Consider the following 15,463-nt stretch of genomic DNA (forward strand, 5'->3'; position numbering starts at 1 on the left):
TGTGCAGACCGATATAGAAGAATAAAAAACTTATCTGGCGGAAAGGTGGCAGCTCACAATACTATATGACATAATTAATATTAATTCTCTTCCAGTTATTTTATCATTTATATATGTTTTATCGATCCTGCAATGGTTATCAGATTTGTGTATATCAATTGTACCGCATATCTTTATTCAAGCAACGTCCTGGAATTGATAAAGCCGCTCCTGAGCATATGGTCTGCAAGTACAAGGGCAACCATGGCTTCGGCAACAGGCACCATACGCGGAGGTATAGTGGGATCATGCCTTCCTTTGATTGCGATATCGGCATTTTTGTGGGTTATGAGGTCAACGGTTTGCTGAATTTTACTTATGGAAGGCGTTGGTTTTACTGCTGCCCTGCAAACAATATCCAGACCTGTTGAAATTCCACCGAGGATCCCGCCTGCATTATTTTTTGAACAGGTTATTTCTTCTCCTTCCATGCGGAAAGGATCGTTCATTTCACTTCCACGCATGCGGGCAGCTTCAAACCCTGCTCCGATTTCAAAGCCTTTGACTGCGGGGATGCTCATAAGGGCTTTTGCAAGGTCCGCATCAAGCCTGTCAAATACGGGTTCTCCGAGACCTGCAGGCACTCCTTTTACAATGATCTCGACAATCCCGCCGACGCTGTCCCCTTCCTGCCGCAGGGCTGCAACCTTTTCAAGCATTTTCTTTGCAGCTTCGGGGTCCGCGCAGCGAACAGGTGTTTTTTCAACGTTCTCAAGGATTTCTTCAAAAGAGAGATTTTTTGCCCGAATACCGCCGAGTTCGATCACATGTCCGGCAATTTGAATTCCGAAGCGTAAGAGCAGAAGCTTTGCCAGGGCACCGCCTGCAACCCTGCCTATTGTCTCGCGGGCTGAAGACCTGCCCCCTCCGCGGTGGTCCCTTATTCCATAGCGGGCCATATAAGTAAAATCGGCATGTCCCGGACGGGGAGTATTTTTAATAGCATCATAAGAAGAAGACCGAGCATCCGAGTTCCAGACCAGCATGGAGATGGGAGTGCCTGTACTCATGCCTTCGAAAATTCCTGAAAGTATCTCCACTCTGTCAGCTTCACTCCTCGGTGTGGAGACTTCACTCTGTCCCGGGCGCCGCCTGTCCAGTTCTTTCTGGATGTCAGCTTCGGAAAAAGGAAGCCCTGCAGGCAGCCCGTCAACCACGACGCCTACAGCCCTGCCGTGGGACTCTCCCCAGGTAGTGATTCGAAACATCTGCCCGAAAACGTTTCCAGCCATGAATCTTAACTGGTTTTTTTGCTATTTGATTCTTGGGGTGAGGCAGGTTCAAGGTGCACAACCACATCAGTAACATCCCTGTATTCGGCTTTCAGCATTTTACTTACCCTGTGAGAAATAATATGTGCTTCCTCAAGAGACATATCAGACCTCACAAGAATATGCATATCTATCCAGACACCGCCCATTCCTCCGCGTGTCCGGATCTTATGGCAGCCCATTACCCCTTCAACTCCCAGAACAAGGTTGCAGATATCTTCTTCCTCAAACCTGGACATATCAAGAAGGACTTTTGAACTTTCCTTCATGATCCTGAATCCTGCCCTGAAGATAAGAAAAGATATGAGAAGAGCGATTACAGGATCAAGAAGAGGAAATCCTAGCTTTATAGCGACCAGACTTGCTATAACCGAGAGAGAAACATAGATGTCACTTTTAGTATGCAGGGAGTCTGCAATAAGGACCTGGCTTCTCAGGGCTACGCCCTTCCCATGTTCGTAGCGCGTGACAAGATAGTTAATGCACATCGTGCCCAGTATTACAAGAAAACTGACAGCTGTTACCTCAGGGACGCTCCGGATAAGGAAACGGTCAAGTGAGTTCCGGAAAATCTCAACACCCACATAAATAAGTAGCAGGGCAATAAAAATAGAGGCTAATGTTTCATATTTCTGATGTCCGTAGGGGTGCTCTTTGTCAGGGGGGCGAGCTGCAATAAAACTTCCCACGAGCCCCACAATATTTGAGACCCCGTCGAAAAGAGAATGGTAACCGTCGGCGGTCATACTGAGAGCACCGCTAAGGGTCCCGTAAATGATTTTAGCAAAAGCTACAAGAAGGTTCAGGAAAAGAACAAGCACAAGAACTTGCTGAACTTTTTTAAGCCTGTGTATCACCGGACAGTCCACCCTTAATTCAAACCTTAAAATATCAGGACAGGAGATGAAAAATCAAAGATTGTGTAAGTTAGAATTTGTATGAGTCGGAATAATACTGTTTATTCTATAATACTTGCGTTGTTTGATATTATAATATTCTGCTGTCATTAAAGTGCAGATTATCCACTGCAAGGAAAGAGAAAAAGAAAATTTAGATTGGATTGAGAGCTAAAAAAGAAGGGAAAAAAGAAAAATAAGAGGGGTATTTCAGCACTCTGAACCTGTCCACAGTGTGTAAGCTTCAACTATTTCCTTCCCTTCAAGGAAGATAAGCCCGTGTTCTTTGCCATAGTCTTTAGACTTTTCTTTTGAGAGAGCTTCCCCACTATCATCGTCAAGCATTTCACAGACAACCATAGCAGGGGTGATTCCTGCCATGCGCGCAAGAGCAACTGAAAGTTCTGTCTGGCCCATACGCTCATCAAGAAGCCCTTCGGCAGCCCTGAGGAGAGCTACATGCCCTGGAGTCCTGAACTCGTTTCCAAAACGGACTCCGTTTCCAGAGAGAGATTTTTCCGTGATCTCACCTATTTTCCTGATTGTAAGGGCTCTTTCAATATCAGGGATTCCTGTCCTTGTGTCCCTGTGGTTGACCCAGATGGAAAAAGAGGAATGTGCATCGTATTTGAGGTCCCCGTCTTTTTCAACAACTTCTCCGAGGGAGGCACTGGTCTTGCTGGCTTCCCTGACAAGGTCTGCCATGAAGGGCAGTTTAAGCTGCTTTGATGCAACGGGATCCACTGCCACACAGATAAGCCCTCCTGCATCTTTCCGCATCCACTTTACATCCCTGTAAGTGACAGCTTTTGCAGGGATCACAAGATCTGTTTCTCCTTCACGGGAGTCCGAGTCATAGATCTGGATCATTTTTCCGGCACGCAGGGCTTCCAGTGCCCTGTTGATGTTTTCATTACTATATTTCAGGCATTCGTATACTGTGTTCTCACTCATTCCTGTCCCTCCGTACCCTGCCTTTTTAGCCGTGTCACAACTCTGTCTCCATCTTTCAATTTCAGGGCATCCCTGAGTTTTACCGGTGCAATAATCTCAATTAAATCCAGGGGATAATGTGTCCTGTCAGGGACGACAACAGCAGCATCTATACCCTCTACTCTAACAGGATAACAATTTCCACCCCCGAAAGTGCGTTCACCGTCATTAAAACCGTCTATCCGGACTGCAGGCATTTCTCGCAGCCTTTTTCGAAGAGCTGAACTTCTTTCCGAAAGCTGCACGTTAAGTGTACCCGGGAAGGGTACGAAGTGCAGTTTTTCTTCAAACTGCGTCCTGTAACCGGGGATATTTATATAGTACTGGCCTTCGCCAAGGCCTTTAAGCACGTTTCCTTCGAGTTCCAGAATATCGGGCTCTGAAGAAAAGATCCTGCTGTATTCGACGTATTCATTTTTTAGGATTTCAATCCCTTTTTCTGTCATTTTTATCAACTGGCCACCGGGGACCAGTTCTCTTTCGATTAACCGCTCTTCCTCAAGCTGCTTCAGCTTTCTTGCTGCGGTTTTGGAACTGTCCCCCGTATGCTTGTGAAACTCACTCGAAGAGACTTTAACAGATTTATTTACCGCCCCTATGAGGGCAAGTTTCTTCAGGTATTCAATGTCCGGCACTGTCGGCACCTGTGTTGCCTTAATTTTGAGATGCGTCTCAAATATGAGAAAGAAGACTATGCATTTCAATATAATAAAACTTTTGATATCTAAGGGGAAAATAGGAAAAGAAAGCACTAAGGAGGAGCTTGATACAATCCTGGAAGAGCACCTGAACAAAATTACTTTCGGAAAGAAAATCTCGATTTTTACAAAATCTCGATTTTGCTCATATCTTTACCTTTCACAATTTTTGTTTTCCAGGCTATTCCTGCAGAACACATTCTTGAAAAGATTACCGGAGAAGTTAAGTATTTAGTATTTTGAATCCATCTATTGATTTGACTATGATGAAAGAAATTGAAGTTGAATGCCCCTCATGTTCTCCGAAAGAAGAAATAGGGCATGAAGTTCTTAAAGAAGGGCAGAGCCCTCTTGTCCGCTGCCTGGAATGCGGGCAGATACACGCAGCAAAGATAAAAACTCCGAAATCAGTCAGTTTAAAGGTTATAGTTAGCAAGAAGGATATATCAAACACCTACAAAACCGAACTGGATTCCGAAACTATCCTTCAGGTGGATGACGAACTGGTTGTGGATGACGAAGAAACAGGTGTAGTTTGTCCTATCCTGATTACAGCCCTTGATGCAGGAGGAAAAAGGGTCAAAGTAGCTAAAGCAGAAAATACCGAGACAATTTGGGGAAGAGCCATTGATGAGGTGACCGTGAAGTTTTCTGCACAGGAAGGAACTGAAAAAACAGAGGTAATTGAAAAACGTGTTCCCGGAGATTATGAATTTGTTGTGGGAGCGGAAGAAAAAATAGGAAATACACGCCTTTTCATTACCAAGATAAAGATAAGAGATGGAAATTTCAGATCCAGAAAAGGCGACGTTGTACTTGCGAAATATGTGAAAAGGATTTTTGCCAGAAAGAAGGGGGATGGGTCTGGTCAACGCAGTTTCCGAAAAGGACCGTGGTGAGGATAGAAAAAAAAGAGAAAAAGAAGAAGAGTTTGAAAAGCTCCGCAAGCTCCTTGTAGAAGGGCTTGAAGATTTCGTACCGGACGAGAAGGTGCTCAGGGCTATGCTCCGTGTTCCCAGGCACAGGTTTGTTCCGGAATATGAGCAGAGGGCAGCTTATATGGACAGACCGCTGGAAATAGGTCACGGACAAACAATATCTGCCCCTCATATGGTTGCTATCATGTGTGAAATCCTGGAGCTGGCTGAAGGGCATAAAGTTCTGGAAATAGGGGCAGGTTCAGGATATAATGCTGCAGTGATGGCAGAACTGGTAGGGAAAAGTGGGCATATCTACACTGTGGAACGAATAGAACCTCTTGTAAATTTTGCAAAGAAAAACCTGAAGGAAACGGGGTATGATAATGTTACTGTCTTACTTGAGAATGGGTCACTGGGTTATCCCGAGTATGCACCTTATGACAGGATAGCCGTAACATGCGCAGCTCCCGATATTCCTGAGACTCTGCTGGAACAGTTAAAGCCCGGAGGCATAATGGTAATTCCTGTAGGAAGCTATTCTCAGGAGCTTATCAGAGTTAAAAAAGACAGTAATGGTAAAATAAACAGGAAGAAAAAAGGTGATGTTATCTTTGTGCCCATGATTGGTAAACATGGCTTCCGAATAATTTGAAAAGCTAAAATTCGGACTAAAACCGGATAAGGCAGCAAAAGTGGTTTTAATAAACTGAAAAGAATTAATAAAGTATTAATAAGTGTGAAATTAACTACTGGATATGGACATCGACAGATACGAGGATTTTGAAGAAATTCATGTCAAAGATGTCTATATCGTCGACGTCTTCAGTGACCCCACTCCCGTTGTACTTCTTGAAAATCTAAAAGGGGAGATGCTTCCTATATATATAGGACATCTGGAAGCTCTTTCAATAGGAAATGTGCTTAAAAACATATCTCCTCCCCGCCCGATGGCACACGATCTGATGATCAATATTTTCGACCGCATGGGTATAAAAATTGAGGGTGTAATGATAGATGACAAGGTTGAAAGAGTTTATTATGCCCGTCTTCTGATAAGGAAAGATAATAACATAATGCAGTTCGATGCAAGACCAAGCGACTGCATTGCCCTCGCCCTCAGGGTGGGAGCTCCTATAAGAATTAGAAAGAAAGTGCTGGAATGTTCCGAAATAGAAATGTCCAGGCTTGAAGGCGCACGTGTGATGAATATCTTTGGCTAACCCGAGTTCCACCTCGGGGGGGCGGTGTCCTTTCCGAGTTTCGCGTCGGAAGCACGAGGTCCTTTTCGGTCGCTTTGCTCCCTCCAGAGGACTAATTTTTGGTTTAGAATACTCGCTTCGCTCGCTCAAGAGGACTACTTGATGGTTTTTAGAATTTCAAATCTGTTTTTTCTGCTTTTTTCATGACCTCCAGATCGGCTGGCTGGAGCGATTATATTCCATATGACTTTAAGAACATCTTCTGGAAGAAGGAAAGTATTTTCTTGATCTTGGGATATTTCCTTCAATATCTATATTTCTTAATTGCGGCTCAGGGAGATAAAAATGAAAGATCCCTTCACATGACCCGGGTAGTCAACCAGTTAATAACTGCCCACATGGTTATTTTGTCTCTGCTTATTCCGGCAGCCTGATACCCTCAGGACTTCTCCCGGCATATTTTCGATAAGCTTTTAATAGCAGGTAAATTTATTATCCCTTAGATGCTCACCAAAAGAATCATACCATGCCTTGATGTAACCCTTGACAGAGCAGGCGGCTGTGTTGTTAAGGGCGTGGAGTTCGTGGACCTGAAAGAGGCCGGAGACCCTGTGGAACTCGCCAAGCGTTATAATGAAGACGGCGCAGACGAGCTTGTTTTTCTGGATATCACAGCTTCCGCTCACGGCAGGGAAACCATGATCGATGTGATAGAAAGGACTGCAGATGAAGTCTTTATCCCCCTCACGGTAGGAGGCGGCATCAGTTCGATTGATGCTATCCGCCAGATCCTCAGGGCAGGTGCTGATAAGGTTTCTGTCAACACCTCAGCCGTGAAGAATCCTGAATTTATTAAAGAATCTTCCGACATATTCGGAGCCCAGTGCATTGTTACTGCTATTGACTGCAGGCGAAATACGGATGTGAAAAACAACCCTGATAAAACCATTCTGGAGCTGGAAGACGGGACTCCTGCCTGGTACGAAGTGGTCATCTACGGAGGCAGGCAATCTACGGGGATTGATGCCGTTCAATGGGCAAGAAGAGCAGAAGAGCTTGGTTCCGGAGAAATCCTGCTTACAAGCATGGACAGGGACGGAACCTGTGCAGGCTATGACCTCCCCATTACAAGAAAACTCTCAGAAGAACTGGATATTCCAATTATCGCTTCCGGAGGAGTAGGAAACCCGCAGCACATTTACGAAGGATTTTCTGAAGGAAAAGCCGACGCCGCACTTGCAGCAAGTATCTTCCACTTCAGCGAATATTCAATAAGGGAAGTTAAAGAGTACCTTAAAGAGAGAGAAATTCCTGTAAGGCTCTGAACTCGGGAAAAGACATCAAGATATCCATCTGGAAAGGCATTTATCCATAATGTCTGATTTTCGGGAAGGTACTTTATCCTGGGATCCCGGTCTGGGGTAAAAAGAATCAAATAAACGATTGGCAGAGGAGAGAATATGGAGATTTCCGAGTTTCAGAAGCTTATGTATGAACTCTATGCCCACAATGACAAAAGGAGAGGGGGAAATGCCACAATGCTCTGGCTGGTTGAGGAGGTCGGAGAACTTGCAGAAGCCATTCGCAGAGAAGACCCTGAGAATATAGAAGAAGAACTTGCAGACTGCTTTGCCTGGATAGGAGCTCTTGCCAACCTTTACGGAGTCGATCTGGAAGAGGCATTCTTTAAAAAGTATCCCGGGATCTGCCCTACCTGCAGGCAGAAGCCGTGCATCTGCACCGACTGAGTGTAAAAATATGGAGTAATAATTCCTGTACACAAAAAAATTTCACTTCAAAACTCTGAATTTTTCTGGCTCGTCTATACTTACCAGGAATTTATTTTTCAGCTTAGGTTTATCCGGATATTTTTATTCGAACCGTTATCTTCTCGAATTTTCTTCCACTTATTATTATATTAACTTTCGGATATTTTGAGATACTTTTTTATTTATTAGAGTCAATTTCTTATCTGGAATTTATCAGATTTTTTTATTTATCGGGGAAATAGAAGATGTCAGAAACACAAAATACGGAAGCTCTTGAAGGTTTGCGGTTGAAGATCCTTAACAATACCAGCGAGGACTTTGTACTTCAGGCTCAGAAAATTGAGAAGGGGAAGTACAAAAAAAGCCACACTGCTCCGGAAAAAATCGGGTCTTACGAGGAAAAGAGCTTTGAGCTCGTTGCCTGCGAAGGAAGCTGTGAGGGAGGGGCAGACATTGAAGGCTGGATTAAATACGGGGTTGGCTGCTCAGAAGGGTATTTCAAGATACACTTTAAGCACATGGGCAAGGAAGACAAAGTCACCTATTCCTGCGAGTCCCACATGCAAAATGGAAAAATATTCTGCGAAACCTCGAAAGATAAAAAGAACGATAGGATCGTGAGCTGGATAATAGGGCCGAAGGCATAACTCAAAAAAGTTTTCTATCGGATTTTACCCGACAGCTCTTCAATTTACACCCTCTTATTATTTTTGTAGATTACTATCACAGACATATTTCAAATTTATTTCAGAGGATTATTTTCAGAAAAGTTACAACTTGCCTGAATAAATTCTCTGCTCTTTTTAATTTCGTTTTCTTATTTCATTTCCTTACTTATAAGAAAGGAAAGATGCCAAAGTTTAATTAAGAGCACACTCAGTAATCCCACTGATGAAGCCTGCAAAACCTGAACTGCTGGCTCCAGCCGGCGGCATGGAAGCCCTGATAGCAGCCGTAGAAAACGGAGCCGATGCTGTATACCTTGGAGCCAGGGTTTTTAGCGCCCGGGGATATGCATCCAATTTTTCAGAAGAGGAGCTTGAAAAAGCTATTGATTACGCCCATCTCAGAGGCGTGAAGATATACATAACCGTAAATACCCTGCTTAAGGAAGGAGAAATGGAAAGTGCCCTTATTCTTCTTTCCCGACTGAGAGAGATGGGGGCAGACGCAATAATCATTCAGGACCTCGGGCTTATTTCCCTTTCCAGAAAATACCTGCCTGACCTTCCCCTTCACGCAAGCACGCAGATGACCCTTCATAACAGTGAAGGAGTCAGGTTTGTAAAAGATCTCGGGATCGAAAGGGTTGTGCTCTCACGGGAAGTTTCACTTGAAGATATTAGAGAAATAAAAGAAAGAAATGCTGTAGAGATAGAGGTTTTCATACACGGAGCTCTCTGCATTTCATACTCAGGGCAGTGTCTCCTTAGCAGCCTGATCGGGGGGAGGAGCGGAAACAGAGGATACTGCGCCCAGCCGTGCCGGAAAAAATACAGGCTGTACTGCGACGGAAAGCAGATTAAAACATGCGGCAGTTATCTTTTGAGCCCTAAAGACCTTAACATGACCTCAGGCCTTGGAGCCATTATAGAAGCAGGAATTGAATCTTTCAAAATAGAAGGAAGGATGAAAAGGCCGGAATACGTCGCAGGGGTTGCCAGAATCTACCGCCGCCTGATTGACAGCTATCTGAAAGACCCTGCAGGATATTCGGTTTCCGAAGAGGAACAGGAAATTCTTGCCCAGCTTTTTAACCGCGGCTTTACCTCAGGCTACTTTTTTGGAAACCCGCGTGGAAAACTGATGAGCCGGGAAAACCCTCACAACCGCGGGATTCCCGCAGGCACGGTTCTCAGTTATGACAGGCGCACAAAACTCCTTCGCATAAAACTCTCAAACCCCCTCCGCCTGGGAGACGGGATAATGGTCGAAAATGCCGAGACCCGACCTGAAGATAAAGGAAAAATCATATCCTCAATGTACACCGGAAAAGGCCCGGCATACAGTGCAGGAAAAGGCGAAGTCGTTGAGATCCCTTTTGACGCAAGAGCACCGTCAGGAAGCACGGTTTACAGGACACATGACAAGAAGCTCATGGATTCCCTCAAAAAAGAAAGCGAGCCCGGAGCTCTGAGATCGAAGATCCCTATATATCTCACAGCAACCATCACTCTGGGGAAACCTGCCAGGCTCGAAGTAAAGGACAGCGATTCAAATATAGTGACCGTTGAATCCGACTATCTTGTCGAGAAAGCAGAGAGATCTCCAACCTCAAAAGCCCAGATAGAAAAACAGCTTACCAAGCTTGGAAATACTCTTTTTGAGGCAGCAGAACTGAAAGTAAATATGGGAGAGGATATTTTCATTCCCGTGGGGCAACTGAATGATTTGAGGACGAAGGCAGTCTCAGAGCTTGAAAACCTGCGCATATCAAAATGGAAACGGAAACCTCTTGAGAATTTGCAGTTTCCTGAACCAGGAGAAGAAAAAACAGGAAGAATAAAGGAAACAGGAACTGAAAGAGGGTTAGCTGAAAAAGAGTTAGCTGAAAGAGAGTTAAGGGAAACAGGGATAAAGGATGGAATAAAACCGCAACCTCTTACAGAAAAGCCCTTACTCTCGGTTTCCGTATATTCCCTCAAAGGGCTTGAAGGGGCTCTCGCAGGCGGAGCAGACTGTATTTACTTTGGAGACGGACTTTTTAGAAAGCCAGAAGCAGCAGAAAATGAGAAAAATTCCGAAGGAGAGGGAATTTTCGGCAAGAAGCGGGATTATATTTTTGAAAGCGCTGTTCTGAAAACCAGAGATGCAGGCAGGAAAATCTACTTCAATACTCCGAAAATAGTGAAGGATTCCGAAATGAAACAGGTGGAAGAACTTCTCTCGCGTGCTGAAAGGCTCGGAGCTGATGGGGTACTTGTTTCAAACCTGGGGACATTTAGCCTCGCAAAAGAAAAAGGAATCACATTCATTGCAGACAGCCCCCTGAATATCTATAACGGTTATACCCTTTCCCTCCTGCTGAAAAAAGGTGCAGAAAGGGCTGTCCTTTCTCCCGAATTGACGCTTGAAGAGCTCAAAGAGCTGGCTTCTTATGGACCGGCAGAATGTATTGTTCACGGCCGCCTCGAACTGATGGAATCGGAACACTGCCTTGCAGGAGGGCTTCTCGGAGGAAATGGAGGGCAGTGCAGCGCCCCCTGCCGCTCAGGGAATTTTAAGCTTGTGGATGAGAAGAATTACGAGTTTCCCCTGCTCATGGACTACCAGTGCAGGACTCATCTCCTGAACTCAAGGTCTCTCTGTATGCTCGAATATGTTCCAGCAATTGTCGAAAGCGGGGTATCAAGCCTTAGAATCGAGACCCTGGGAATTGACGGCTCAGAAGAGATCAGGAGAATCACAGAGAAATACAGGAAAGCTATTGACGCATTATACAAGCCAGGAGAAAAGGCAAAGGAAAAATGTGAGGACCTGGGAAAAGGTTTTACCACAGGACACTATTTTAGAGGGGTACAGTAATAAGTTTTATAGTGTGAGAGAAATGGAAAATTTTGTAGTATCAAAGCAGGATAAAACGAAAATCTTCGTTTCAGGCTCTATCCGGGGAGGAAGACAGCTTCTCGATACATACCGGTTTATATGTGAAACTCTCAGAGAAAATGGAGCAGAGGTTCTAAGCTGGCATATTGCAGACCCGGAGCTGGAAGAAACAGAGTCAAAAATGACCGAACAGGAAATTTATGATAGAGATATGGGCCTGCTTGCGAAAAGCGACGCTCTTATTGCTGAGGTGACAGTACCGTCTACGGGTGTGGGATATGAAATATGTAGAGCGCTTGACCTGAAAATCCCTGTTCTCTGCCTTCACAGGCCCGATACCGCAGTCTCTGCGATGGTGCTTGGAAACCCATATCCTTCCATGAAAATACGGGATTATTCAAATAAGGATGCACTTCAAGAAATTATTATAGAATTTATCCGGGCTCTGTGAAGAAAAAAGCGCCGTAAAATCGTTTTTGTTCATTAAATAAAAAAGATCAGGTGACATTTTCAAGTACATATGGCATAATTTTTTAAAAAGCCATAACTGGTTCATAAAACTCAATGATAAATATAAATATTTTGAACACTATGTATAATCTATGGTAGTTAGCATTACCGAAATCTCAGTATTGATTCTGGCAGCTGTGGCAGCATTTGTGCTGTACAAAGTCCTCAAGACTGCCACCAGCCTTGCAGTAAATGCAGTGCTTGGAGTATTAACCCTGATCGTAGCAAAGTTTCTACTGGGACTTGAAATCGCAATTACCTGGATAGCAGTCCTTATTTGCGCAATAGGAGGCATTTTAGGAGCCCTTGTAATAATTGTGCTCAATTACCTTAAAATCGCATTCGTGTAAAAATAGAAGTTTAAACAATAGAATTTTTTAAATTGTGTAAAAGTCTTGAACAACCGAAAAAAGAGAGCTAGAATATTCGGGAAAACTGGATCAAATTCAAAGTTTCCGGAAAACTCCCCTGACCATATGCCTCTGATAGGATTTTCCTCTAAAAGTTTTCTCTTTTATTATGTTTTCCAGTTCAAGGACCTCAAACCCGCAAAAAAGTGTTTTTATCTCTTCTTCAGTGAAATAATGGTAAATTATCCCATTTTGCCGGGAAAAAGTATTTTCTTCAAATGGGCTTGAAGGCTCTCCACCACAGCGCATGTCCCCGCAGCCGAAAGCCTCAAAAAAAATTATGCCACCCCCTCTGAGCAGGCGGGAGAACTCCCTGACAGCAATTTCACGTTCTTCTGCAAAAAGATGCTGGAGCACTCCATAGCAGATTATTCCGTCAAATGACCCGGATTTAAAAGGAAGGGCATGTACACTTGCCCCAACGTGTTCTGCAAACCTGCCGCTTCTTGCAAGCTGCTCCCGGGAACTGCCAAGAGCTGTTAAAGAAACATCAACTCCTACTGAAGTGAAATTCCTCGAAAGCTCTCCAAGATACCTCCCGTTTCCTGAGCCTGCATCCAGGACTCTCGATCCGCCTGGAAGGAAAGACTGAAGGCTCCGTATAGATGCGGGACCCCCCCATTTAAGATGGGCATATTCCTTATCCCAGGCGAGAAAGTGCTTTTTTGAAGAGACGGCAGATCTTTCCACAGCGTATATATCTCCTTTATTTCTGCCCTGGCTTCTTCAGGCACGCTTCTCAGGGATGTATATTGAAGCTTCCCTGAATCTGGATATCAGGAAATCTTCCTCAAAGGAAGACAGGAACCATCCAGCTTTGGGACCGGAACTCTGCCCCAGAATTGAGGTATAAATCGCCTTGAAAAGGTCTTTTGGATCTACCTGCGGAGCCGGCACATTTAACTTCTCAGCAATCAGCCGGTTCAGTTCGGAACCTTCTTCTTTTGCAGAGTAAACCAGCATATGGTATTCTTCCCCGCTGATTTTACCCTTTGATTCAATAAGGTCTGCAAATGCCCCAAGGAAAGCTTTCTGAAGCTCAGAAAGGGTTGATACCTGCACAGGCACCTTCTCTTTTACGCTGAATTTCGCAAACGGAGGGGCATAGAGATCAAGCCACCTGGAGACGTTATCCACAAGTTCCCGGATACACTTTTCATCTTCAATTGAAAAGCCTGAGCGTTTCACTATCTGGAGGATCTGCTCAAAGTTTCCTCTTGCAACCTGGAAAATGGTCACCATCTGCTTGAAAGGTATTTCCGGATGGCAGATACCGGTAGCCCTGGATAGCTCGTAAATCCTCTTCTCAAAATCCCCGAGGGAAGAGTCATTATTCCGGAACTTTTCCCTGAGCCTCTCGTATTCGTCCACCATGGTGAGAAGAGGCTGCCCGGGATCGAACTGAATATGTTTTTCAGGCTTTGTGCGAATGATAAGGTAGCGGAGGACTTCAGGAGGCACAACCTCAAGCATATCCGAAATCGAGACAACAACTCCAGTAGAAGAAGACATTGCCCCCTGCTTTCCAAGCATTATCCACTCATAGACTATAGGGTAAGGCGGCTCGTGCCCGTAAATTTCCCTTACTATCCGCTTTCCGGTATCATAGGAGCCGCCTCTTGATGCGTGGTCTTTTCCGAAAGGCTCGACAGTCACCCCCAGCACAGCCCAGCGGGCAGGCCAGTCCACTCTCCATGTAAGCTTGCCCCCTCCTGCCATAGGGACTGTCCCCAGGTGCCCGCAGGCACAGACATAACCCACGGTCTCGGCTTCCAGGTCAAAGCCGGTAACTTTTGTGGTTGTGATTTTACCGCATTCGTTGCAGCGGGGATTGAAAGGACTCCATTCTTCTGCAACGGTTTTGCCTGAAACCTCTTCAAGGATCTTTGCAATTTCATTTCTTTTTACAAGGGCGGTTTTTATCGCTTCCGTATACATTCCTGCCCTGTACATTTCATCTGCCCTGTAAACTTCAGGGTTGATGCCCAGGCGCCTGAGGGCTTCAAGGAAAGGTTTCAGAAAATGCTCGGCGTAGTTCGCACATTCTCCGCAGGGGCATGGAACTTCGGAAATGGGTTTTCCCACGTGCTCAGCGTAACTTTCGGGAAGGAAAGGGTAGACCTTGCGCAGAGGGTCGTAATTGTCGGCAATATAGATAAAACGGGCATCTGCTCCCCTGTCAAGGAGAGCTCGATAAGCAGCATCAGCAGTCACTACCTCTCTCATATTACCTATATGGATATGCCCTGAGGGAGTAATTCCTGTGGCAACAAGGTGCTTGCCACTCTTATTTAAAACGTCTTCGGCTATGACGTCTGCCCAGTGAATTGTGTCTGTCATAGTTCTCACCAGAATTCAGCGTAACTGTAGAGTCAGGTATGAAAACAGGAAATCAGGATATGTTCATGCATATATCTACAGGTTGGGTTTCCTGCATAATTATCGTATCGGCTAATAAACTTTGGGCTGGAAATGAAAATATCCCCGGGAATATTTGATATTTACCTATCGGGATACGAGAATCGGAGAGATAAAAAGAAAAAAGAGAACTAACTCAGGGAAATGAAAAAGAAAAAAGGAAAAAAAGTAATGGAGGTTCAAAGGCAAATCTTCACAGGAGTCTGCAGAATTACGGAGACTTAAAATGGCATTTTACAGGCAAATCAAGTAAATTTGCTTGACCAATAAATAAAAGCACGTATAAATATATAAATTTATCGCATTTAGTCGATTACATAATTAAAAAAACAAAAATTGACGAACAACCTTGTTGAAAACAAGTTATGTAGAATCAAGATTGAAGATATTCAAATGTTGAAGGAAAAGTTGAGTTAAAGAAGTAAAGGAAAAATGAATACAGGAAAAATAAAATCAGCTAGATAAAAGATATTCAGTTAAAAAAACAAACAAAAAATTAACAGAGCAACAGGAAGATAGTCGTTGTTTCTAAGGAAGAACGTCTGGACCTGTTGTCAGCCTCATGAGCCGTTTTTAGATCCTCGAGTTCAAGCTATATTTAAAGAGAGCCGAACATTTCTCCCTGCTGCGTTTAAAGAGAAGGAAACAGGCTTACACCCGAAAAAAAGGTGTATGCCCGACACTCCTCTCACAGTCTGTTTTTAATTAACCTTTTTTTATTTGATCTGTTTCCTGAATAGTTCACAGGAGTTGATCTTTATACCGAGCAACTTCTCGATGTTCATTTTTGCAGC

The 15,463-nt window shown here is 44.3% G+C and carries 16 protein-coding genes; 9 read left to right on the top strand and 7 right to left on the bottom strand.

Annotation, left to right across the window (positions count from 1 at the left end; all coding sequences use genetic code 11):
* Positions 1-173 precede the first annotated feature (173 nt).
* From aroC to PLL47_RS07755, 4 genes are all read right to left on the bottom strand, one after another.
* Entirely contained in the window at positions 174-1,271 is a 1,098-nt protein-coding gene (aroC, locus tag PLL47_RS07740; RefSeq protein WP_324445611.1) for a chorismate synthase, read from the bottom strand.
* 5 nt (positions 1,272-1,276) lie between these two features.
* A complete protein-coding gene (locus tag PLL47_RS07745) occupies positions 1,277-2,167 on the bottom strand; it encodes a cation diffusion facilitator family transporter (RefSeq protein WP_324445612.1) in 891 nt (296 codons plus the stop codon).
* A gap of 249 nt (positions 2,168-2,416) precedes the next feature.
* Positions 2,417-3,160, bottom strand: a complete 744-nt coding sequence (ribB, locus tag PLL47_RS07750; protein ID WP_324445613.1) for a 3,4-dihydroxy-2-butanone-4-phosphate synthase — start codon at positions 3,158-3,160, stop codon at positions 2,417-2,419.
* Positions 3,157-3,834, bottom strand: a complete 678-nt coding sequence (locus PLL47_RS07755; protein WP_324445614.1) for a winged helix-turn-helix domain-containing protein/riboflavin kinase — start codon at positions 3,832-3,834, stop codon at positions 3,157-3,159. Before PLL47_RS07755 ends, ribB begins: the two co-directional genes overlap by 4 nt.
* A gap of 326 nt (positions 3,835-4,160) precedes the next feature.
* Here PLL47_RS07755 and PLL47_RS07760 point away from each other — a divergent pair, with 326 nt between their 5' ends.
* The 9 genes from PLL47_RS07760 (at position 4,161) to PLL47_RS07800 (ending at position 12,191) form a co-directional block, all read left to right on the top strand.
* Entirely contained in the window at positions 4,161-4,796 is a 636-nt protein-coding gene (locus PLL47_RS07760) for an HVO_0476 family zinc finger protein (RefSeq protein WP_324445628.1), read from the top strand.
* Entirely contained in the window at positions 4,756-5,469 is a 714-nt protein-coding gene (locus tag PLL47_RS07765) for a protein-L-isoaspartate O-methyltransferase (RefSeq protein ID WP_324445615.1), read from the top strand. Before PLL47_RS07760 ends, PLL47_RS07765 begins: the two co-directional genes overlap by 41 nt.
* Positions 5,470-5,572: 103 nt before the next feature.
* A complete protein-coding gene (locus PLL47_RS07770; RefSeq protein ID WP_324445616.1) occupies positions 5,573-6,037 on the top strand; it encodes a bifunctional nuclease family protein in 465 nt (154 codons plus the stop codon).
* A 482-nt stretch (positions 6,038-6,519) separates the two neighbouring features.
* Positions 6,520-7,341 (top strand): imidazole glycerol phosphate synthase subunit HisF, encoded by an 822-nt coding sequence (gene hisF, locus PLL47_RS07775; RefSeq protein WP_324445617.1) that lies wholly within the window; start codon positions 6,520-6,522, stop codon positions 7,339-7,341.
* Positions 7,342-7,476: 135 nt separating this feature from the next.
* Complete coding sequence (locus tag PLL47_RS07780) at positions 7,477-7,764, top strand: MazG nucleotide pyrophosphohydrolase domain-containing protein (RefSeq protein ID WP_324445618.1); 288 nt, start codon at positions 7,477-7,479, stop codon at positions 7,762-7,764.
* Between the two features lie 266 nt (positions 7,765-8,030).
* Positions 8,031-8,432, top strand: coding sequence for a hypothetical protein (locus PLL47_RS07785; protein ID WP_324445619.1), 402 nt, complete (start codon positions 8,031-8,033; stop codon positions 8,430-8,432).
* 244 nt (positions 8,433-8,676) lie between these two features.
* The gene (locus tag PLL47_RS07790) at positions 8,677-11,310 is read left to right on the top strand and encodes a U32 family peptidase (RefSeq protein WP_324445620.1); all 2,634 of its coding nucleotides are present in this window, start codon (positions 8,677-8,679) and stop codon (positions 11,308-11,310) included.
* A 22-nt stretch (positions 11,311-11,332) separates the two neighbouring features.
* A complete protein-coding gene (locus PLL47_RS07795; protein ID WP_324445629.1) occupies positions 11,333-11,782 on the top strand; it encodes a nucleoside 2-deoxyribosyltransferase in 450 nt (149 codons plus the stop codon).
* 151 nt (positions 11,783-11,933) lie between these two features.
* Positions 11,934-12,191 (top strand): pro-sigmaK processing inhibitor BofA family protein, encoded by a 258-nt coding sequence (locus PLL47_RS07800; RefSeq protein ID WP_324445621.1) that lies wholly within the window; start codon positions 11,934-11,936, stop codon positions 12,189-12,191.
* 96 nt (positions 12,192-12,287) lie between these two features.
* Here PLL47_RS07800 and PLL47_RS07805 read toward each other — a convergent pair whose 3' ends face one another.
* The 3 genes from PLL47_RS07805 to PLL47_RS14915 form a co-directional block, all read right to left on the bottom strand.
* Positions 12,288-12,941, bottom strand: a complete 654-nt coding sequence (locus tag PLL47_RS07805) for a class I SAM-dependent methyltransferase (RefSeq protein WP_324445622.1) — start codon at positions 12,939-12,941, stop codon at positions 12,288-12,290.
* 36 nt (positions 12,942-12,977) lie between these two features.
* Complete coding sequence (gene lysS, locus PLL47_RS07810) at positions 12,978-14,591, bottom strand: lysine--tRNA ligase (RefSeq protein WP_324445623.1); 1,614 nt, start codon at positions 14,589-14,591, stop codon at positions 12,978-12,980.
* A 794-nt stretch (positions 14,592-15,385) separates the two neighbouring features.
* Positions 15,386-15,463: hypothetical protein (locus PLL47_RS14915; RefSeq protein WP_349769654.1), on the bottom strand; the 78-nt coding region annotated here is incomplete at its 5' end.

It is taken from the genome of Methanosarcina sp. (assembly GCF_035390745.1).
In the GTDB taxonomy this organism is placed as follows: domain Archaea; phylum Halobacteriota; class Methanosarcinia; order Methanosarcinales; family Methanosarcinaceae; genus Methanosarcina.

What these genes read in the sequence shown, in the direction of transcription:
- lysS (WP_324445623.1), bottom strand. Translation starts at nt 14,591, where the DNA reads ATGACAGACACAATTCACTGGGCAGACGTCATAGCCGAAGACGTTTTA.
- PLL47_RS07800 (WP_324445621.1), top strand. Translation starts at nt 11,934, where the DNA reads ATGGTAGTTAGCATTACCGAAATCTCAGTATTGATTCTGGCAGCTGTG.
- PLL47_RS07785 (WP_324445619.1), top strand. Translation starts at nt 8,031, where the DNA reads ATGTCAGAAACACAAAATACGGAAGCTCTTGAAGGTTTGCGGTTGAAG.
- ribB (WP_324445613.1), bottom strand. Translation starts at nt 3,160, where the DNA reads ATGAGTGAGAACACAGTATACGAATGCCTGAAATATAGTAATGAAAAC.
- PLL47_RS07780 (WP_324445618.1), top strand. Translation starts at nt 7,477, where the DNA reads ATGGAGATTTCCGAGTTTCAGAAGCTTATGTATGAACTCTATGCCCAC.
- PLL47_RS07760 (WP_324445628.1), top strand. Translation starts at nt 4,161, where the DNA reads ATGATGAAAGAAATTGAAGTTGAATGCCCCTCATGTTCTCCGAAAGAA.
- PLL47_RS07770 (WP_324445616.1), top strand. Translation starts at nt 5,573, where the DNA reads ATGGACATCGACAGATACGAGGATTTTGAAGAAATTCATGTCAAAGAT.
- PLL47_RS07795 (WP_324445629.1), top strand. Translation starts at nt 11,333, where the DNA reads ATGGAAAATTTTGTAGTATCAAAGCAGGATAAAACGAAAATCTTCGTT.
- PLL47_RS07765 (WP_324445615.1), top strand. Translation starts at nt 4,756, where the DNA reads ATGGGTCTGGTCAACGCAGTTTCCGAAAAGGACCGTGGTGAGGATAGA.
- aroC (WP_324445611.1), bottom strand. Translation starts at nt 1,271, where the DNA reads ATGGCTGGAAACGTTTTCGGGCAGATGTTTCGAATCACTACCTGGGGA.
- hisF (WP_324445617.1), top strand. Translation starts at nt 6,520, where the DNA reads ATGCTCACCAAAAGAATCATACCATGCCTTGATGTAACCCTTGACAGA.
- PLL47_RS07790 (WP_324445620.1), top strand. Translation starts at nt 8,677, where the DNA reads ATGAAGCCTGCAAAACCTGAACTGCTGGCTCCAGCCGGCGGCATGGAA.